The organism is Geodermatophilus maliterrae, from assembly GCF_041018925.1.
GTDB lineage: Bacteria > Actinomycetota > Actinomycetes > Mycobacteriales > Geodermatophilaceae > Geodermatophilus > Geodermatophilus maliterrae.
The window spans coordinates 30,333-48,830 of sequence record NZ_JBFNXQ010000032.1 but is presented as its reverse complement, the minus strand read 5'-3'; the positions used below and the strand labels follow the sequence as shown (position 1 = coordinate 48,830).

Genomic DNA, 18,498 nt, shown 5'->3' with positions numbered 1-18,498 from the left:
GCGGCCAGCTCCTCGGCGCGGTCGAGCAGCTCCTGGTGCCGCCCGGCGGCGCGGGCGGCCCGGTCGCGCGCCGCCCGCGCGGCACCGGCCGCCTCCTCCGCGGCCACGACGGCCGCACGCGCCTCCTCACGGGCGGCCTCGACCTCCCGGCGGCGGTGCTCCTCGGTGGCCCGCCGGCGCTCCTCCGCGGCCCGGCGCGCCCGCTCGTCCCCGTCGGACCGCGACCGGCGGGCCGGCGCCTGTACCGGCGCGGGACAGGCCGGCCGCGGCGGGGGCACCACCCGCAGGTCCGGCCGCGACCCGAGGCCGGGGCCCATGCCCTGGTAGGACAGCGCGCCGGTCAGCCGGCCGCCCAGCAGCGCCTCCCCGGCGTCCGCGTCGGCCAGGGCGGCCCGCAGCGTCTCCTCGACCTGGCCGGCGACGGCCTCGCTGAGCGGGTGCCCCAGCCGCGCCGCCAGCACCCGCGCCTGCCGGGTGAGCGCGGCCAGCAGGCGGGAGCGCTGGGTGCCCAGCGCCCTGAGCTCGTCGCCGGCCAGCGTCTGCTGCGCCTCGCGGAGCAGGTCGCCGAGCTCGACCAGCCCGGCGATCTCGTCGGGCCGGTCGCGCACCAGCGCGTTGCACGCCCACGCGGCGGTCGAGGGCCGGCCCAGCGCGCCGATCTCCCCGGCCAGCGCGCGGTCCCCGGCCGCACGGGCCCGGCGGGCGGCCGCGGTGCGGGCGGCCACGAACTCGCCCGGCGGCAGCCCGTACAGCTCGTCGGCGACCTCGTCGAGGTCCACGGCACCTCCTCGACCGGCCGGACGTCACCGTCAACCTGCCACGACGCTCCGGGGAGGAGGCGCCCCGGGAAGACACCGGGCACGGGACGGCGTTGCCGCCGTCGTCGTGCGGGTGGTCGACTCGCCGCGACGACGAGAGGGGTGGCGGGATGACGACGTGCGGACACCTGGACCAGATCCGGGACGTGACGCCGGACTCGACGGAGGGCTGCAGCGACTGCCTGGCGATCGGCTCGGGCTGGGTGCACCTGCGGGAGTGCCTGACGTGCGGCCACGTCGCGTGCTGCGACTCCTCGCCGAACCGGCACGCGACCGCCCACGCCGACGGCAGCGGTCACCCGATCGTCCGGTCCTTCGAGCCGGGTGAGGCCTGGCGGTGGTGCTACCCGGACCAGTCGCTGGTCTGATGGAGCTGCCGGTCATCGCCCTGCTGGCCGGCTCGTTCGCGGTCACCGCGCTGGCCCGGCGGCTCGGCGTCTCGCCGCCGCTGGTCCTGGTGCTCGTCGGGCTGGGTCTGTCCTCCGTGCCCGGGGTCCCGGACTACGCGCTCGACCCCGAGCTGATCCTCACGCTGGTCCTGCCGCCGCTGCTGTACTCGGCGGCGCTGGACAGCTCCTACCTGCGGCTGCGCGCCAACCTGCGGCCCATCGGGATGCTCGCCGTCGGCGCGGTGCTCTGCACGACGGTGGCCGTCGGGCTGGCGGCGTGGTGGCTCGTGCCCGGGTTGCCGCTGGTCTCGGCGCTCGTGCTCGGCGCCGTCGTCGCGCCGCCGGACGCCGTCGCGGCCACCGCCGTGGGCCGCCGGCTGGGCCTGCCGCGCAAGGTGATGACCATCCTCGGCGGCGAGAGCCTGGTGAACGACGCCACCGCGCTGACCCTCTACCGGGTCGCCGTCGCGCTGGCCGCCGGCGCCGGCTACGGCATCGTCGAAGGGCTGGGTGTCTTCGCGCTGGCCGCGGTCGGCGGCGCGGCGATCGGCTGGGGACTCGGCTGGCTGGTGCACCGGGTGCGGCTGGCCCTCGGCGACGGCGTGCTGGAGAGCGCGCTCGGGCTGCTGGTGCCCTTCGTCGGCTTCGTCATCGCCGAGGAGGTGCACGCCTCGGGGGTGCTCGCCGTGGTGCTGGCCGGCCTGTACCTCGGCCACCGCTCGCCGCAGGCCGACCCGGTCGCCCGGCTGCAGGACCGCGCGGTCTGGAAGGCCGCCGACACGCTGCTCGAGGCGACCGTCTTCGCGCTCATCGGCCTGCAGCTGCCCACCGTCCTGGAGGGCGTCGGGCCAGGGGTGGGCACGCTGACCGCCGTGGGGTTCGTGCTGGTCGCCGTCGCGTTCCTCGCCCGGGTGGCCTTCGTCTTCCCCACCACCTACCTGCGCCCGCTGGCGCGCCGCCGCGCCGACTGGCGGTCGCCGCCGTGGACGCACGCGGCCGTGGTCTCGTGGGCCGGCATGCGCGGGGTGGTCTCGCTCGCGGCCGCGGCCGGCATCCCGCTGACGACGATGTCCGGCGAGGCGTTCCCCGGCCGGGCCGAGGTGCTCTACCTGACCTTCGTGGTCACGGTCGGCACGCTGCTCCTGCACGGGCTGACGCTGCCGGCCGTCATCCGCCGGCTGGGCGTGCAGGGATCCGAGGACTCCGCCGACGCGCTCGCCGAGGCGCAGGCGCAGTCGGCCGCGGGCCGGGCCGCCGCCGCCCGGCTCGAGGAGCTCGACGACGGCGACCCGCTGCACGCCCAGGCGGTCACCGAGCTGCGCCGGCGCATCGAGGCGCGCACCAATGCCGCGTGGGAGCGGCTCGGCGGGCCGATGGCCGACGGCGGGGAGACGCCGAGCGCCCGCTACCGGCGGCTGCGGCGGGCGATGCTCGAGGCCGAGCGGGAGGTGTTCGTGTCCCACCGCGACCAGCGGCGCATCGACGACGAGGTGTTCCGCCGGGTGCAGCACGAGCTGGACCTGGAGGAGGTCACGCTGCTGCGGGAGTGAGCTGGCGCACGCGCGGCCAGGGTGGCACGGTGTAGCCGGGAGACGGCGTGGTCCCCCGGCCGGACGACGTCCCGCCGCGCCGGCGCACCGCCGACCTCTCCCGGAGGCAGCCGTGGTCCCCTCCCCCGCCACCCAGCCCAGCGCCGTCCCGTCCCCGGTCGGCCCACCGACGGTCCTGTTCGTCGGAGCGCACGACGCCGCGACCTCGCAGATGGCCGCCGCCCTGCTGGCCACCCGTGCCGGTGGCCGGGTGCGCGCGCTGTCGGCCGGGTCCGCGCCCGCGGTCCGGGTCGACCCAGCCGCGGTCGCGGCGATGGCCGAGGTCGGGGTCGACCTCACCGCCCGCTTCCCCAAGCCGCTGACCGCCGACGCGGTGCACCTCTCCGACGTCGTGGTCACCCTCGGCGGAGCCCAGCCGTGCCCCCTGCTGCCCGGGACCCGCTACCTCGACTGGCCGGTCGAGGACCCCACCGGCCGGGACGTCGCGGGCGTCCGGCCGGTGCGCGACGAGCTGGACCGCCGGGTGCGCGGGCTGCTCACCGAGCTGGCCGCCTGACCCGCCGGGCGCCGCCGGGGTGCGGCGGGGACCGGGTGCGCCCGCGCCGTGCGCGGGGTGGCGGGACCCGGACTGCGCGCACCCGCTCGGGCCTAGGCTGGCCGCACCCACCCCGACGGCGTCCCGGAGGTCACCGTGCTGCTGCGCCTGATCGGCCTGCTGCTGGTCGTCTGGCTGGTCGTGACCGTCATCGGCTGGGTCGTCGAGGGCCTGTTCTGGCTCACCGTCGTCGGCCTGGGGCTCTTCCTCGTCACGGCGGCCCTGGGCATGCGGAAGCGCACCGGCTCCTGACCCGGCCGGCGGTGCTCAGGCGGGTACGGGCGACCGGCCGCTGAGCACGAACCCGTTCCCGTCGGGGTCGCGGAACACCGCCTGCCGGCCCCACGCCTCGTCGGACGGGGGCCCCTCGACGGGCACGCCCGCCGCCGACAGCTGCGCGAACGCCGCGTCGACGTCGTCGACCTCGAACACCACCCCCTGCAGCGACCCGGGTGGCATCTGCTCGAACCAGGTGACCAGCGACAGCGACGTCCCACTGCCGGGGGCGCCCACCTGCACCCAGCGCATCCCGGGGGCGAACTCCGCGTCGGCGAGCACCTGCAGGCCCACCTGGCCGGTCCAGAACCGGACGGCGGCGTCCTGGTCGCGAACGGGGACGGAGACGACGGCGACGTCCACGGGGACCTCCTCCGGCGACGGGGAGCCGAGGGCCCCAGTCCACGACGACCGGGTGCCGGCGTCAAGGCACCCCGGCCCCGCGGACGCGGGAGCCGGGGCACCGGGGGGGACGTCAGTGCGCGCCGGGACCGACCGGCTCGACGGGGCGGGCGGGCCGGGCGAGCCGCACGCCGGCCGCGACCGCCAGGCTGACCCCGCCGAGCACTGCCAGCGCCGCGCCGAGCCCGTCGAGGGCACCGACGAGGGCCAGCACGACCAGCGGGCACACGAACTGCCCGATGAACATCGCCGACGTCCAGGCGCCGGTGCCGCGGCCGCGCTGCTCGAAGGTGAGCGATCCCAGCGCCCAGATGAGCAGGGACGGCAGCAGGAGGCCGTTGCCGAACCCGGCGACGACCGCCGCGACGACGACCAGCGGCACCGACGGCGCCAGCGCCAGCCCGACCAGGCCGACCCCGGAGACGGCGAACGCCAGCGGCACGGTGGTCGCCGGGCCGTGCTTGGCCAGCCGGCCGAACAGGAAGCCACCGACGGCGGTGCCCAGGGAGGCCACCGCACTGACGGCGCCGATGGTCGCCGGCGAGTCCACGCCGATGCTGTCGAGCTTGAAGGACAGCTCCACGATCAGGACGTAGAAGACCAGCCCGCCCAGCAGGCTCACGCCGACGGGCGCGCCCAGCCGGCGCCAGGGCAGGCCCGGCAGCCTGCCGGTGCGGGAGAGGGCCTGCGGCGACGGCTGCCAGACGTACCGGGCGGCGGCGAGGGCCAGCGGCAGGCTGACGGCGTAGAGCCAGAACGGCGTCCGCCAGTCCTGCGCCCCGAGGACCCCGCCGAGAGCGAAGAAGACGGTCGCGGCGACGGTGGTGAAGATGACCTGCAGCCCGAAGTACCTGTCGCGTGTCGAGCCGTGGAAGTAGTCGGCCAGCAGCGTGGTGCAGCAGGTCATGATCGCCGCCTCGGTCAGGCCCACCAGGACCCGGCTGGCGACGATGAGCTCCAGCGAGGGCAGCCACAGCGGGGCGGTGCCGGCGAACGCGTACACGACCAGCGCGCCGACGAGCAGCCGCTTGCGGCCGAGCCGGTCGACGATGCGCCCGGCGAAGGTCGCCGTGAGCCCGATGACCAGGGCCGGGGCGGTCAGGACGATCGGCGTGAGTGCCTCGACGCCGGGGGTGCCGGCGAAGGCGTCCTGGATGCGGGGCAGCACCGGGGCCAGCAGCACGGCGCCGAGGACCGCCAGGCAGCTGGAGAACAGCAGGACCAGCGCCTGCGGCCGGCCGGCAGGCCGCCCGGTGGCGGGGTCGACGGCGACCTCGCCGGCCAGCGGCTCCTCGGCCGGCCGTTCAGGGCTCAGGACGTTCTCCGACACGGGCGTCTCCATCGACGGGCGTGCCGGTCCCGGTGACCGGCATCACTGGCGGTGAAGTGTCAGGACGCCGTGCGTCGAGCGGAAATCACTTGTCGTGCTACGCGCCATCGATCAGATCGATACCCACCGGCTGCTGCCCCACCGCCAGGTCGGCCGCCCGCGCGACCAGGTCACGGAGGTAGGCGTGCTCGGGGTCGTCGTCGAAGACGGGGTGCCACCACATCGCCTCGATGAGCGGTCCGGCGTCGAAGGGGCACGGCAGCGCCCGGATGCCGGTGTTGGGGGGCAGCAGGTCGACCAGCCTGCGCTGCAGCAGCGCGATCCGGTCGCTGCCGGAGACCAGCGCGGGCACGGTCAGGAAGCTCTCGGTCACCACCTGGACGCGCGGCTCGATCCCCAGCATGCGCATCTGGCGCGCGGCCGGGGTCGACGCCGTCGGCCCGTGGTACGTGGCCACCCACGGGAGGGTCTCCAGGTCGTCGACGGTCAGGCCCGCGTCCACGACGGGGTTGTCGGCGGCCACCACGCAGACCCACTCGTCGCGGTACAGGTCGCGGCGGGACAGGTCGGTGAGGAACCCGGGCGGCAGGAAGAGCAGGTCGGCGGACAGCAGCGCCTGCTCCGCCCGGTCCACGATCGCCGGGGAGTGCGTGCTCAGCCGCAGCCGGGTGTGCGGCGCCTCCTCGGCCAGCAGGCCGGCCACGGTGTCACCGAGCACCGTGACGACGTAGTCGCTGACCAGCAGGGTGAACTCGCGGGTCGACGACGCCGGGTCGAACTCCGGCTGGGCGGAGAACACCCGCTCGACTCCCGAGAGGGCGATCCGGGCCAGCTCCCGGAGCTGGACCGCGAGCGGCGTCAGGCGGTACTCGTTGCCGACGCGGGTGAGCAGCTCGTCGCCGAAGTGGCGGCGGAGCCGGGCCAGCGACGCCGAGAGAGCCGGTTGGCTGAGCCCCATCTGCGCCGCGGCCCGCGTGACGCTGCGCTGCTGGAGCAGCGCGTCGAGCGACACGAGCAGGTTGAGATCCAGGCTCGCGATGTTCACGGCCGCACCGTATAGACCCTGCTGATGCCCGTCATCAGGCATTCCGTCTTCCCTCACCCGTGTGGGCTGGCCCACTGTCGAAGGCATGCACCAGACCCCCGACCGCCTGGACCGCACCGATCCGGAGGGCGCCATCGCCGCCGCCGCGAAGCGCTGTTCGAACTGGGGCCGCTGGGGCGCCGACGACGTCCTCGGCACGCTGAACTTCCTCGACGACGCCAAGCGGCGCGAGGGTGCGGCACTGGTCCGCCGGGGGGCGAGCTTCTCGCTGTCGCAGTCCTTCGACATGGACGGCCCGCAGAAGGGCTGGCGGCGGCGGAACAACCCCGTCCACACGATGACCGACACCGGGCTCGACGCCGAGCGCGGCGTGCAGGGCTTCCCGCACGGCATCGGCGGCGCCGACGACTACATCGCCATGCCGCTGCAGGCCTCCACGCAGTGGGACGGCCTCGGGCACATCTTCGACCACGGCACGGCCTGGAACGGGCGCCGCGCCGGCGACGTCGTGACCAGCCTGGGCGACTCGGTGACCGGCATCGAGACCGTCGCCGACCGGATCGCCGGCCGCGGGGTGCTGCTGGACGTGGGCAGGGCGGTCGGCACCGACGGGGAACTGCCCGACGGCTTCGCGATCACCGCCGAGCACCTCGAGGCCACGATCGCGGCCCAGGGCGGGTCCTCGGCGGTCGGCCGGGGCGACCTCCTGCTGGTGCGCACCGGGCGGCTGGCCCGGGCGCGGCGGGAGGGCTGGGGTGACTACGCCGGCGGCGACTCCCCCGGTCTGTCCTTCACCACCGCCGACTGGCTGCACGGCCGCGAGATCGCCGGCGTCGCCACCGACACGTGGGGCTTCGAGGTCCGGCCCAACGAGTTCGACGTGGCCTTCCAGCCGCTACACCAGGTCGCCATCCCGAACATGGGCCTGTTCATCGGCGAGATGTGGGACCTCGACGCGCTCGCCGCCGACTGCGCCGACGACGGGCGCTACGACTTCTGGCTCACCGCGGCCCCCCTGCGCGTGACCGGCGCGGTCGGCGCGCCGGTCAACCCGATCGCCGTCAAGTAGCTGAACGGAGAGTCCTGACGTGCCCGCTGTGAACAGTGTCCTCGTCGTGGGCGGTGGCCTGGCCGGCGCCGCGACCGCGATCCACCTCGCGCAGGCCGGCGTCGCCGTCGACCTGGCCGAGATCAAGCCCGACACCGCCGCGCTCGGCTCCGGCATCACGCTGCAGGGCAACGCCCTGCGCGAGCTGCGGTCCCTCGGGGTGTGGGCGCAGGTGCGGGCGGCCGGCTACGCCTTCGACGTCACCGGCATCCGCGCCCCCGACCCGCACGGCACGGTGGTCGCCGAGATCCCCGACGCCAGGACCGGGGGTCCGGACCTGCCCGCCGCCATGGGCATGCCCCGGCCCGAGCTGGCCCGGATCCTGCTCGACCGCGCCGCGGAGGTCGGCGTGAAGGTGCGCTTCGGCACCACCCACAACGAGGTGAGCCAGGACGCGAACGGCGTGGACGTGACCTTCGCCGACGGGTCCACCGGCCGGTACGACCTGGTGGTCGGCGCCGACGGCATCCGGTCGTGGACCCGGCGCGCGCTCGGGGTGAACCTGGAGACCCGGTCGGTCGGCATGGGCATCTGGCGGGCGTTCGGCCCGCGGCCGGCGAGCGTCACCCGGACCGACCTCTACTACGGCGGCCCCTCCTACATCGCCGGCTACTGCCCGACCGGCGAGGACTCCCTCTACGCCTACATCGTCGAGGACGCCCAGGACCGCAGCGCGCTGACCCCCGAGGAGCAGCTCGCGACGATGAAGCAGCTCTCCCAGGCCTACCACGGCCCGTGGGACGAGATCCGCGAGACTCTCACCGACGCGTCCCGCGTCAACTACACGTGGTTCGAGACGCACGTGCTCGACGCGCCGTGGAACCGCGGCCGCGTCGTGCTGATCGGCGACGCCGCCCACACCTGCCCGCCCACCATCGCCCAGGGCGGGGCGATGGCCCTCGAGGACGCCGTCGTCCTCGCCGAGCTGCTCACCGAGCGCCATGCACTCGACCAGGACCTGTGGGACGCCTTCCACGCCCGCCGCTGCGAGCGCGCGAGGACCGTCGTCGACGCCTCCAACCAGCTCGCCCAGTGGCAGCTCGACCACGTGCAGGGCGACATCCCGAGCCTCATGCGCTCCATCGCCCAGCTGACCAGCCAGCCCGCTTGAACCACCCCGTTGAGCCTTTATCGCGATAAAGGCGCCACCTGGAGAGAGACATGACCCAGCGCCTGATCACCCACCTGCGGCACGTCGACCTGGCGGTGCCCGACCACGCGAAGCAGCTCGACTTCTACACCGGCACGTGGGGCCTCAAGGCCGAGCACAGCGACCCGGGCCTGACGTTCCTGGCCGCCGAGGGCTCCCCCGAGCAGTACGTCGTCCGGCTGCGGGAGGCCACCGACAAGCGGATCGACCTCATCTCCTTCGGGGCGGCCACCGCCGCCGACGTCGACACCCTCGCCGGGCAGCTCGCCCGCGACGGCGTGCAGCTGGTGCACGAGCCGACCGACCTGCAGACCCCCGGCGGCGGCTACGGCTTCCGGTTCTTCGACAACGAGGGCCGCACGGTGGAGATCAGCTCCGACGTCGCCGTCCGGCAGCACCGGCGGATCGAGGAGGGCGAGTCCATCCCGGTCCGGCTCTCGCACGTGGTGCTCAACTCCGCCGACCCCGAGGGCACCCGGGCGTTCTACGAGAAGCACCTCGCCTTCGCGCTGTCCGACACGCTCGTGCACCCGCGCATGGGCAACATGATGTGGTTCATGCGGGTCAATGCCTGGCACCACAGCATGGCGATCGCCCGGGGACCGCACCCCTCGCTGCACCACGCCTCGTTCGAGATGCGCGGCATCGACGAGTACATGCGTGGCACCGGCCGGCTGCTGCGTGCCGGCGTCGAGAAGATCTGGGGTCCGGGCCGCCACCTGGCCGGCAACAACACGTTCAGCTACTTCCTGGACCCGCACGGGAACACCGTCGAGTACACGACCGAGCTCGACGAGCTCGACGAGGACACCTGGCACCCGCACGTCTACGACATCAGCGACCCCGCGGTCAGCGACCAGTGGGGCACCGCCAACGCGATGAACGAGTTCGTCGCGAAGAAGTCGTTCAACGACCCGGACAAGGGCCTGTTCGTGGCCCCGCCGGTCTGATGCGGTTCGCCACCTGGGAGGCCGGCGGGGTCGTCTCCGCCGGGGTCGTGAGCGACGCCGGGCTGCACGGGCTCCCCGCGCGGACGACGGTGCTCGACCTCGTCCGCGCGGGGCTGCCCGCCGCGCTGGAGGCCGGCGCCGCCGCCCTCGACGGACCGGCCGTGCCGCTGGACGGCGTCCGCCTGCTGCCCCCGCTGACGCCGCCGACCGTGCGCGACTTCGTCGCGTTCGAGGAGCACGTGGAGGGCATGGTCGCCGGCAGCGGCGAACCGGTCGCGCCCGAGTGGCACCAGGCCCCGACCTTCTACTTCACGAACCCGTACGCGCTGGTCGGCGCGCACGACGACGTCGCGGTGCCACCGGGCTCGCAGCGGTTCGACTTCGAGCTCGAGGTCGCCGTCGTGGTCGGCCGGGACGGCGCCTCGGTCACCCCGGAGCAGGCCCGCGACCACGTCTTCGGCTACACCGTCCTCAACGACTGGTCCGCCCGCGACCTGCAGTTCCGCGAGATGGCCGTCCGGCTCGGCCCGGCCAAGGGCAAGGACTCGGCCACGACGCTCGGGCCCTGGCTGGTCACCGCCGACGAGCTCGAGCCGTACCGCGACGCCGAGGGCTTCCTGCAGCTCGACATGCGGGTCGGCGTCAACGGCACCGAGATCGGCCAGGACCTGCTGTCCAACATGGGCTGGCCGTTCGAGGAGCTGATCAGCTACGCCTCGCGCGGCACGGAGGTGCGCGCCGGGGACGTGCTCGGCTCCGGGACCTGCGGCAACGGCGGCTGCCTGGCCGAGCTGTGGGGACGGCGCGGGGAGTCCGCCCCTCCCCCGCTGCGTCCCGGCGACGTCGTGGAGATGACCGTCGAGGGCATCGGCACCATCCGCAACCGCGTCGTCGAGGGCCTCGACCTGCCACCGGTGGCGCCCGCCCGGCCGCGGCCGCGGACCCGCGAGCGCCCGGCGTGAGCCCGATCAGCGACGCCGTCCGCAACCCCTGAGAGGAACCACCCGTGTTCGAGTACTTCCCCACCGGGCCCTACACCTGGAACCTCAGCGTCGTCGCGACGCTGAACTCCGGTGGCCTGATCGACGAGGTCGACCGCGCCTGCCGACCGATCAAGGACGCCGCGAACGCCGGTGAGGACGCCGGGACGCCGGACTTCCTGCGCGCCTGGACCGCGCTGACCGACCAGCTCGTCGGTCAGGCCGAGGAGGCCGGGAAGGCCGGGCACACCCGCACCGCCGGGCAGCTGTGGTTCCGCGCCAGCAACTACCTGGCCCAGGCGGAGCGGATGCTGGCGCACTCGGACCCGGACCGGGTGCCCACCTACCGGCGGATGCTCGAGCTCGCGCAGCGGGCCTTCGAGACGCACAGCCCGCGGGTCAGCCGCGTCGAGGTCCCCTACGAGGGCACCACGCTGCCGGCCTACCTCAGCCGGGCACCGGCCGCCGACGACGGCCCCGTCCCGGTCGTCGTTCTGGTCAACGGGCTGGACTCCACCAAGGAGCACATGTACGCCTCGAACCACTGGGAGGAGCTGGCCGCCCGTGGCATCTCCTGCCTGATGCTCGACCAGCCCGGCACCGGCGAGGCGCTGCGGCTGCAGGGGCTGACCGGGCGCGTAGACGCCGAGGCGTGGGGCGCGGCCGCGGTCGACTTCCTGCAGGCCCGCGACGACGTCGACGGCGACCGGATCGGCGTCGTCGGCTGGTCGCTCGGCGGCTACTACGCGCCCCGCGCGGCGGCCTTCGAGCCGCGGTTCGCGCTGTGCGTGGCCTGGGGCGCCAACCACGACTGGGGCGCGGTGCAGCGCCGCCGGCGCGCGCGTGAGGGCGAGCGGCCGGTGCCGCACTACTGGGAGCACGTGCTCTGGGTGTGGGGCCACACCGACCTCGACGAGTTCATCGAGTTCGCCGACCAGGTGAACCTGGAGGGCGCCGTCGAGCGGATCCGGGTGCCGTTCCTCGTCGCGCACGGCGCCAACGACCGGCAGATCCCGCTGGAGTACGCCCACCGGTCCTACGACCAGGCGGTCAACTCGCCCAAGCGGGAGCTGCGCGTGTTCACGCCCGAGGAGGGCGCGACCGAGCACATCGGCCTGGACCACCTGCCGTACGTGAGCACCTTCATCGCCGACTGGGTGGCCGACACCTTCGCCGAGCTGGCGCACCGGAAGGACGGGGCGGCGTCGTGAACATGCTCTTCGTCAAGCTCCCGGTGCGCGACCTGGCGGCGGCCCGGGCGTTCTACGAGGCCCTCGGCTTCCGGATCGAGGAGACCTCCTCGGACGAGGGCGAGGCCGCCGTGGTCCTCGGTGACGAGATCGTCGTCGCGCTGCACACCCGCGAGCGGTTCGCCGCCCTGGTGCCGGGTGGGGTGGGGGACCCGGCGCAGGGACCCACGGCGGTGCACTGCCTGACCGCGGACAGCCCCGCGGCCGTCGACGAGCTCGTCGGCAGGGCCGTGGACGCCGGCGCCCGGACCGGGCCGTCCGCGCAGGAGGAGGACGTCCGGTACAGCCGGACCTTCACCGACCCGGACGGCAACGCCTGGGAGGTCGCCTGGATCGGCCAGCTGCACGTCGTCGACTGACCCGGCCGGTCGGGTGCCGTCGGGCCGCCGGCCGCCGCCGACGACGCCGAGCGGGGAGGCGTCGCTTGTGTCCCGCACCACGGCGCGGCAGGGTCGACGGCGCCCGACGACGTCGTCCCGGAGGTGCCCGGTGACCGCTCCCCCTCGGCCGTGCCCGTGACCGCCCGTCCTCGGGGAGGTCGGCGGCCGTGAGCGTCTACGACGAGCGCCCCTGGCTCGCCCTCTACGGCGACCAGCCGGCCGACTACGCCGTCGAGTTCGACGACGCGCTGGCCATGTACCGGGCCGGCGTCGCCGCCGACCCCGACGGCGTCGCGCTGCGCTACTTCGACGGCACCGTCACCCGGCGCGAGCTCGACGAGCTCACCGACGGGCTGGCGGCCGGCCTGCTGGCCGACGGGTTCGCCCCCGGCGACCGGCTGGCGGTCTACCTGCAGAACGTGCCGCAGTTCGTCATCGCGATGGTCGCGGCCTGGAAGGCCGGCGGGGTCATGGTGTCGATCAACCCGATGAGCCGGACGCGGGAGCTGTCCTACCTGCTGGCCGACTCCGGCGCGACGGTGCTGGTCTGCCTGGAGCACCTCTACGACGAGGTCGCCCGCGACGTCGTGCCCGGCACCGGTGTGCGGCTCGTGCTCACCACCAGCGGGCTGGACTTCCAGACCCGCGACGACGAGCGGCTCTTCGCCGGGGTCACCCGGCAGCGGCACGAGGGCACCACCGACCTGCTGGAGTTCATCGGGCAGCACCGGGGGCAGACACCGCCGCCGGTGGAGCTCGCGCCCGACGACGTCGCGTTCCTGACCTACACCTCGGGGACGACGGGCGTGCCCAAGGGCGCGATGAACACCCACCGCAACGTCGTCTTCACCGCGCAGGTCTACCGGGACTGGGTGCGCGCCGGGCGGGACGGGTCGGTCTTCGGCGTCGCCCCGCTGTTCCACATCACCGGCCTGATCGGGCACGTCGCGGTGAGCATGCTGGTGCCGGCGCCGCTGGTGCTGGCCTACCGCTTCGAGCCGCAGGTGGTGCTCGACGCCTTCCTCGAGCACCGGCCGACGTTCACCATCGGGGCGATCACCGCCTTCAGCGCGCTGCTCAACGCCCCGGGGTTCACCAAGGACCACTTCGCCTCGTTCACCTCGATCTACTCGGGCGGGGCGGCGATCTCCCCGGCCGCCGAGCGCGCCTTCCTCGAGGCCACGGGCAAGCAGGTGCACAACGCCTACGGCCTGACCGAGACCACCTCGCCGATGACGGTCACGCCCTTCGGGTCGCCGTCACCGGTGGACCCGACCTCGGGGGCGCTCTCGGTGGGGGTGCCCGCGCCGAACACCGTCGTCCGCATCCAGGACGACGAGGGGCAGGACCTGCCCCTCGGCGAGGTGGGCGAGATCGTGGCCGAGGGGCCGCAGGTGGTGGCCGGCTACTGGGGCAAGCCCGAGGAGACGGCGGCCAACCTGCCCGGCGGGGCGCTCCGGAGCGGCGACGTCGGCTTCATGGACCCCCAGGGCTGGGTGTTCATCGTCGACCGGAAGAAGGACATGATCAACGCGTCCGGCTACAAGGTGTGGCCCCGCGAGGTCGAGGACGTGCTCGCCGAGCACCCCGCCGTCCGGGAGTCCGCCGTCGTCGGCGTCCCGGACGAGAAGCGCGGCGAGACGGTGAAGGCCTACGTGAGCCTCCGGCCCGGCGCGAGCGTCACCCCCGAGGAGCTCATCGCGCACTGCAGGGAGCGGATGGCCGCCTACAAGTACCCGCGCAGCGTGGAGCTGATCGACGAGCTGCCGAAGACGGTCACCGGCAAGATCCTCCGGCGCGAGCTGCGGGGGGCGTGAGCGGGCGCGGGACCGGTCAGCCGAGCAGCGGGCGCAGGTTCTCCGTCCACACGTCCCAGCCGAGCCGGACGATCAGCGCGGTGACCACGACGAGGAACACCGCGCGGACGAAGCCGGTGCCGCGGCTGGTCGCGGTGCGCGACCCCAGGTAGCCGCCGAGCGTATTGGCCGCGCCCAGCAGCAGGCCCAGGCCCCAGACCACCGACCCGTGCGGCACGAAGAACGCCAGCGCCCCGAGGTTGGTGGCGACGTTGACGATCTTGGCCTTGGCGCTGGCGTTGAGGAAGTCGTAGCCCAGCAGCGACACCAGCGCGAAGACGAGGAAGGAGCCCGTGCCGGGGCCGAGGACGCCGTCGTAGAAGCCGATCACCGCGCCGACGGCGAGCGCGGTGCCGTGGTGCCGGCGGCCGGTGTGCCGCAGGACGGTCACCTCCCCCAGCGCCGGCCGGAACGCGGTGAACAGCGCGATGCCCACCAGCGCGAGGACGATGGCCGGCTTGAACACCTGCGCCGGCACCAGCGCCGCCACCGACGCCCCGCCGGCGCTGGCGGCCAGCGCGACCGCGGCCATGGGCAGCGCCGTCCGCAGGTCGGGGTGCACCCGCCGCTGGTAGGTGACCGCGCTGGTCGTGGTGCCGAAGACCGAGGCCAGCTTGTTGGTGGCCAGCGCCTGCACCGGGGAGAGCCCCGGCACGAGCAGCAGCGCGGGCAGCTGGACCAGCCCCCCACCACCGACGACGGCATCGACCCAGCCGGCCGTGAGGGCCGCGACCAGCACGAACGCGAGGACCGACGGCGTCAGCCCGTCGGGGAGGACCAGGTCGCTCACCGGGTCCGCGTCCCCGCCCCGGCACCGCTCCCGCGTCCCCGCACGCCTCGCGTCCCCCTCCGCTCGTCCGGGGCCGAGCCTCCCCCAGGCGGTCCGGCGGCGGACGGGCGGGGTCGGGGAGTCCCGGGTGCCACACTCGCGCCGTGAGCGGTCCGCGCGGCGGGGAGTCGGTGCTCGACCGCGGACGAGGCGAGGAGGACCGGTGGGCTACGTCGTGCGGGCCACGTGGACGGCGACCGAGGAGTCGGTGGACGCCGTCCGCTCGGCCCTGGCCGCGCTGGGACCGGCCTCGCGGGAGGAGCCGGGCTGCCGGCACTGGATCGCCCACCAGGACCCGGCCGCGCCGCTGGTGTTCGAGCTGTTCGAGGTCTACGACGACGCCGACGCCTACCGGGCGCACCAGGAGTCCGCGCACTTCCAGCGGCACGCGGTGCCCACCATCCCCCTGCTGGCGAGCCGGGAGCGGCGGTTCTCGGAGACCCTCGACCTCTGACGACCCCGACCTCTGATGACCCCGGCCTGTGACGACCCCCGACCTCTGACGCCGCCGGGTGGCGGCCGCGTTCAGGCGATCTGGAACGAGCGCTTGGCCAGGCCGATGAAGAAGCCGTCGACGGTCGTGGTGACGCCGGCGGCCGGGTCGGTCGCGGCGCCGAGGGTGACGAACAGCGGCGTGAAGTGCTCCACCGTCGGGTGGGCGTAGCGCAGCCCGGGCGCCCGCAGCCGGAACCGCGCGAGCTCCTCGACGTCGCCGCGGTCGAGCGCGTCGGCGGCCCAGGCGTCGAAGTCCGCCGACCACCCGGGGACGGCGCCGCCGAGCATCTCGCGGGTGAGGTGTGGCAGGCCGTGGGTCATGAAACCCGACCCGACCACCAGCACGCCCTGCTCGCGCAGCGGCCGCAGCCGCTCGCCCAGTGCCAGCAGCGTGGCGGTGTCGTGCGTGGGCAGGCTCAGCTGCAGGACCGGGACGTCGGCCTCCGGGTACATGACCTTCAGCGGCACCCAGGCCCCGTGGTCGAGGCCGCGGCCGCGGTGCTCGTGCACGTGCGCCGTCTCGGGCAGGACCGCCAGCAGCTGCCGGGCCAGCGCACCGGCCCCGGGGGTGTCGTAGCGCATGCGGGAGTACATCGGGTCGAAGCCGCCGAAGTCGTAGACCAGCTCGGTCGGCACGGTGCTGGTGATGCCGAGGGAGTCCGACTCCCAGTGGGCGCTGACGATGAGCACCGCGCGCGGCCTCGGGAGGGCGCGGGCCCAGGCGGCCAGCCGGCGCATCCACGGCGCGTCCTCGAACAGCGGCGGGGCGCCGTGGCTCAGGTAGAGCGCCGGCAGCGGGCCGTCGTCCGGGGTCCAGGACCGGTGCTCCCCGAGCGTGGCCACGTGCCGCAGGTGCGCGGCGAAGGGGTGCCGCGGGTCGATGCGCGCGTCGGCGGCAGCAGTGCTCGGGAACGTGGTGGTGTGCACGGGTCAGCCCGCCAGCGGCAGGTCGAGGGTGTGCAGGTCGAGCGTGTGCTGGGTGTGGTCGCGCTTGACCGTCAGGTAGCGCGCGTTGGCCGCCGACAGGTGCACGCCGGTGGCCACGCGCTCGGTCACCGCGACGTCGAGCAGCTCGAGCTGGACGGCCTTGTCGGGGTTGTTCGACAGCAGCCGGACCCGGTCGGCGCCGAGGGCGTGCAGCATCTGGGCGGCGACGGTGTAGTCGCGCTCGTCCTCGCCGTGGCCCAGGGCCAGGTTGGCCTCGTAGGTGTCCAGGCCCGCGTCCTGCAGGGCGTAGGCGTCGAGCTTGGCGTACAGGCCGATGCCGCGGCCCTCCTGGCGCAGGTAGAGCAGGACGCCGCCGGCCGCGGTGATGCGCTCGGCCGCCTCGCGCAGCTGCGGGCCGCAGTCGCACCGCTGGGAGCCGAACACGTCGCCGGTGAGGCACTCGCTGTGCGGGCGCACCAGCGGGGCCGGCCCGCCGGCGGCGGCGCGGTCCACGGCCGTGCGCCAGTCCCCCAGCCCCAGCGCGAGGTGCTCCCTGCCGTCGGCCAGGCCGGTGAAGGTGAACACCTCGGCGGTCGTGGCGTAGCCGTCGGGGAAGCGCAGCGGGACCGTGACCCGGGTGCGCACCGTCGCCGACGGGACCGGGGACACCACGTCGGCGCCGAGGGTGAGGGTCATCGTGTCCTCCGGATCAGTTGTACCTACAACCGAAGACCCTAGGGCACGGAGGTTGAAGCTACAAGTATCCGGGTGGGACGATGTCGTCGTGGAACCCCGGTGGCTGGACGAGACCGAGATGGCGGCGTGGGTGCGGCTGGTCGCCGTCGTGGAGCTGCTCCCCGGGGTCCTCGACGGCCAGCTGCGCCGGGACGCCGGCCTGACCCACTTCGACTACCACGTGCTCGCGATGCTCTCCGAGGCGCCGGAGCGCACCCTGCGCATGACCGAGCTGGCCACGCGCACCAACGCCACGCTCCCCCGCCTGTCGCACGTCGTGCGCCGGCTCGAGGAGCGCGGGCTGGTCGAGCGGACGCCGTGCCCGTACGACGGCCGGGCCACCGACGCGCGCCTGACGCAGGCCGGCTGGGACAAGGTGCGGGAGACGGCGCCCAGGCACGTCGCCACCGTCCGGGAGCACGTGCTCGACGCGCTGACGCCGGAGCAGGTCACCCAGCTCGCGGAGATCGCCGACGCGGTGCTCTCCCGGCTGGACCCCGACGGGCGGATGGCCGCCGCGCCGGGGCTCCCGGCCGCCGGCCGCTAGCGCTCCTCGGTGGTCTTCCGCACGAGCTTGCGGACGCCGGCCAGCCACTTCTCCGGGGCGGCGGCCTTCTGCGCCCAGTAGGTGCCGACCTCGGGGTGCGGCAGCACGAGGAAGCGGTCCTCGGCCAGGCCCTCGACCACCGCCTGCGCCACGTCCTCCGGCGTGATGACCGTCCCCGACGCGGCGACCACCGACGCCGCCGAGCGGCCCTGCTCCAGCGGGTCGAGCAGCAGCGGGGTGGCGACGCCGAGGGGGCAGACGACGCTGACGCCGATGCCGCGGTCGCCGTAGGTCACCGCCAGCCACTCGGCCAGCGCGACCGCGCCGTGCTTGGTCACGGTGTACGGGGCGTCGCCGGGCGTGGTGAGCAGGCCGGCCGCCGAGGCGACGTGGAGCAGGTGACCGCGGCCGCGCTCGAGCATCGAGGGCAGCACCACCCGCGCGGCGTACACGTGCGAGAGCACGTTGACGGCGAAGACCTGCTGCCAGACGTCCGTGTCGACCTCGAGGCCCCCGCCGGTGAACACCCCGGCGTTGGAGCAGAAGAGGTCGATGCGCCCGTGCGCGGCCAGCGTCCGCTCGACGAGGGCGGCGACGGCGGTCTCGTCGGTGACGTCGGTGGTGTCCGCCGTCCCGCCGACCTCGTCGGCCACCCGCTGCGCGGCGGCACCGTCGCGGTCGCTGACCACGACGGCGGCGGCACCCTCCGCGGCGAACCGGCGGGCCAGCGCGGCGCCGATGCCGCTGCCCGCCCCGGTGATGACGGTGACGGCGTCCTGCAGCTCCATGCCCGCGTCCTACCCGGATCCGCCGTCGACCGCGCAGGACCGACCCTCGGCCGGGGACCCGGGTCGCGAAGCCCTCGTGGACGACGACGAGGCCGTCG

Annotated in this window: 21 protein-coding genes; 13 read left to right on the top strand and 8 right to left on the bottom strand. The window is 74.7% G+C overall.

All coding sequences use genetic code 11. From position 1 onward, the window contains the following. Window positions 1–779: hypothetical protein (locus tag ABQ292_RS12040; RefSeq protein WP_369206574.1), on the bottom strand; the 779-nt coding region annotated here is incomplete at its 3' end. A gap of 149 nt (window positions 780–928) precedes the next feature. Here ABQ292_RS12040 and ABQ292_RS12035 point away from each other — a divergent pair. The 4 genes from ABQ292_RS12035 to ABQ292_RS12020 all read left to right on the top strand — a co-directional run bounded on the left by ABQ292_RS12035 (window position 929) and on the right by ABQ292_RS12020 (window position 3,604). Continuing rightward, window positions 929–1,186 (top strand): UBP-type zinc finger domain-containing protein, encoded by a 258-nt coding sequence (locus ABQ292_RS12035; protein ID WP_369206572.1) that lies wholly within the window; start codon window positions 929–931, stop codon window positions 1,184–1,186. Continuing rightward, a complete protein-coding gene (locus ABQ292_RS12030) occupies window positions 1,186–2,757 on the top strand; it encodes a Na+/H+ antiporter (protein WP_369206570.1) in 1,572 nt (523 codons plus the stop codon). Before ABQ292_RS12035 ends, ABQ292_RS12030 begins: the two co-directional genes overlap by 1 nt. Window positions 2,758–2,869: 112 nt before the next feature. Beyond that, window positions 2,870–3,313 carry an arsenate reductase/protein-tyrosine-phosphatase family protein gene (locus ABQ292_RS12025; RefSeq protein WP_369206568.1) on the top strand — a complete coding sequence of 148 codons (444 nt, stop codon included), beginning with the start codon at window positions 2,870–2,872 and terminating at the stop codon, window positions 3,311–3,313. 135 nt (window positions 3,314–3,448) lie between these two features. Further along, window positions 3,449–3,604: a hypothetical protein gene (locus tag ABQ292_RS12020; RefSeq protein ID WP_369206566.1), complete on the top strand. Its 156-nt coding sequence runs from the start codon at window positions 3,449–3,451 to the stop codon at window positions 3,602–3,604. A gap of 15 nt (window positions 3,605–3,619) precedes the next feature. Here the strand turns inward: ABQ292_RS12020 and ABQ292_RS12015 are convergent, their stop codons facing one another. From ABQ292_RS12015 to ABQ292_RS12005, 3 genes are all read right to left on the bottom strand, one after another. Further along, window positions 3,620–3,991, bottom strand: a complete 372-nt coding sequence (locus ABQ292_RS12015) for a VOC family protein (RefSeq protein ID WP_369206564.1) — start codon at window positions 3,989–3,991, stop codon at window positions 3,620–3,622. A 112-nt stretch (window positions 3,992–4,103) separates the two neighbouring features. Next, complete coding sequence (locus ABQ292_RS12010; RefSeq protein ID WP_369206562.1) at window positions 4,104–5,360, bottom strand: MFS transporter; 1,257 nt, start codon at window positions 5,358–5,360, stop codon at window positions 4,104–4,106. 97 nt (window positions 5,361–5,457) lie between these two features. After that, window positions 5,458–6,405, bottom strand: coding sequence for a LysR family transcriptional regulator (locus ABQ292_RS12005; protein WP_369206560.1), 948 nt, complete (start codon window positions 6,403–6,405; stop codon window positions 5,458–5,460). Window positions 6,406–6,490: 85 nt separating this feature from the next. Between ABQ292_RS12005 and ABQ292_RS12000 the strand changes: the two genes are divergently transcribed. The 7 genes from ABQ292_RS12000 to ABQ292_RS11970 all read left to right on the top strand — a co-directional run bounded on the left by ABQ292_RS12000 (window position 6,491) and on the right by ABQ292_RS11970 (window position 14,040). Next, on the top strand, window positions 6,491–7,474 hold the full coding sequence (locus ABQ292_RS12000) for a cyclase family protein (RefSeq protein WP_369206558.1): 984 nt from the start codon (window positions 6,491–6,493) through the stop codon (window positions 7,472–7,474). A 19-nt stretch (window positions 7,475–7,493) separates the two neighbouring features. After that, complete coding sequence (locus ABQ292_RS11995; RefSeq protein ID WP_369206556.1) at window positions 7,494–8,624, top strand: FAD-dependent monooxygenase; 1,131 nt, start codon at window positions 7,494–7,496, stop codon at window positions 8,622–8,624. 50 nt (window positions 8,625–8,674) lie between these two features. After that, window positions 8,675–9,613 (top strand): VOC family protein, encoded by a 939-nt coding sequence (locus tag ABQ292_RS11990; protein WP_369206554.1) that lies wholly within the window; start codon window positions 8,675–8,677, stop codon window positions 9,611–9,613. After that, a complete protein-coding gene (locus ABQ292_RS11985; protein WP_369206552.1) occupies window positions 9,613–10,575 on the top strand; it encodes a fumarylacetoacetate hydrolase family protein in 963 nt (320 codons plus the stop codon). The genes ABQ292_RS11990 and ABQ292_RS11985 overlap by 1 nt, the downstream gene beginning before the upstream one ends. Before the next feature lie 44 nt (window positions 10,576–10,619). Next, complete coding sequence (locus ABQ292_RS11980) at window positions 10,620–11,804, top strand: alpha/beta hydrolase family protein (RefSeq protein ID WP_369206550.1); 1,185 nt, start codon at window positions 10,620–10,622, stop codon at window positions 11,802–11,804. A gap of 2 nt (window positions 11,805–11,806) precedes the next feature. Further along, window positions 11,807–12,202, top strand: a complete 396-nt coding sequence (locus ABQ292_RS11975) for a VOC family protein (RefSeq protein ID WP_369206578.1) — start codon at window positions 11,807–11,809, stop codon at window positions 12,200–12,202. Between the two features lie 188 nt (window positions 12,203–12,390). Next, window positions 12,391–14,040, top strand: coding sequence for an AMP-binding protein (locus tag ABQ292_RS11970; protein WP_369206548.1), 1,650 nt, complete (start codon window positions 12,391–12,393; stop codon window positions 14,038–14,040). 16 nt (window positions 14,041–14,056) lie between these two features. Here the strand turns inward: ABQ292_RS11970 and ABQ292_RS11965 are convergent, their stop codons facing one another. Further along, on the bottom strand, window positions 14,057–14,869 hold the full coding sequence (locus tag ABQ292_RS11965; RefSeq protein WP_369206546.1) for a TSUP family transporter: 813 nt from the start codon (window positions 14,867–14,869) through the stop codon (window positions 14,057–14,059). Between the two features lie 202 nt (window positions 14,870–15,071). Between ABQ292_RS11965 and ABQ292_RS11960 the strand changes: the two genes are divergently transcribed. After that, window positions 15,072–15,362 carry a putative quinol monooxygenase gene (locus ABQ292_RS11960; protein ID WP_369206544.1) on the top strand — a complete coding sequence of 97 codons (291 nt, stop codon included), beginning with the start codon at window positions 15,072–15,074 and terminating at the stop codon, window positions 15,360–15,362. 71 nt (window positions 15,363–15,433) lie between these two features. On the opposite strand, the gene ABQ292_RS11955 is transcribed toward ABQ292_RS11960, so the two are convergent. Next, on the bottom strand, window positions 15,434–16,330 hold the full coding sequence (locus ABQ292_RS11955) for a dioxygenase family protein (RefSeq protein ID WP_369206542.1): 897 nt from the start codon (window positions 16,328–16,330) through the stop codon (window positions 15,434–15,436). A 3-nt stretch (window positions 16,331–16,333) separates the two neighbouring features. Continuing rightward, the gene (locus ABQ292_RS11950; protein WP_369206540.1) at window positions 16,334–17,026 is read right to left on the bottom strand and encodes a GTP cyclohydrolase II; all 693 of its coding nucleotides are present in this window, start codon (window positions 17,024–17,026) and stop codon (window positions 16,334–16,336) included. An 88-nt stretch (window positions 17,027–17,114) separates the two neighbouring features. On the opposite strand from ABQ292_RS11950, the gene ABQ292_RS11945 reads away from it, so the two are divergent. Continuing rightward, window positions 17,115–17,612 (top strand): MarR family winged helix-turn-helix transcriptional regulator, encoded by a 498-nt coding sequence (locus ABQ292_RS11945; protein WP_369206538.1) that lies wholly within the window; start codon window positions 17,115–17,117, stop codon window positions 17,610–17,612. Here the strand turns inward: ABQ292_RS11945 and ABQ292_RS11940 are convergent. Beyond that, the gene (locus ABQ292_RS11940) at window positions 17,609–18,400 is read right to left on the bottom strand and encodes an SDR family oxidoreductase (protein ID WP_369206536.1); all 792 of its coding nucleotides are present in this window, start codon (window positions 18,398–18,400) and stop codon (window positions 17,609–17,611) included. The two genes, ABQ292_RS11945 and ABQ292_RS11940, sit on opposite strands and share 4 nt — an antisense overlap. Window positions 18,401–18,498: the final 98 nt, after the last annotated feature.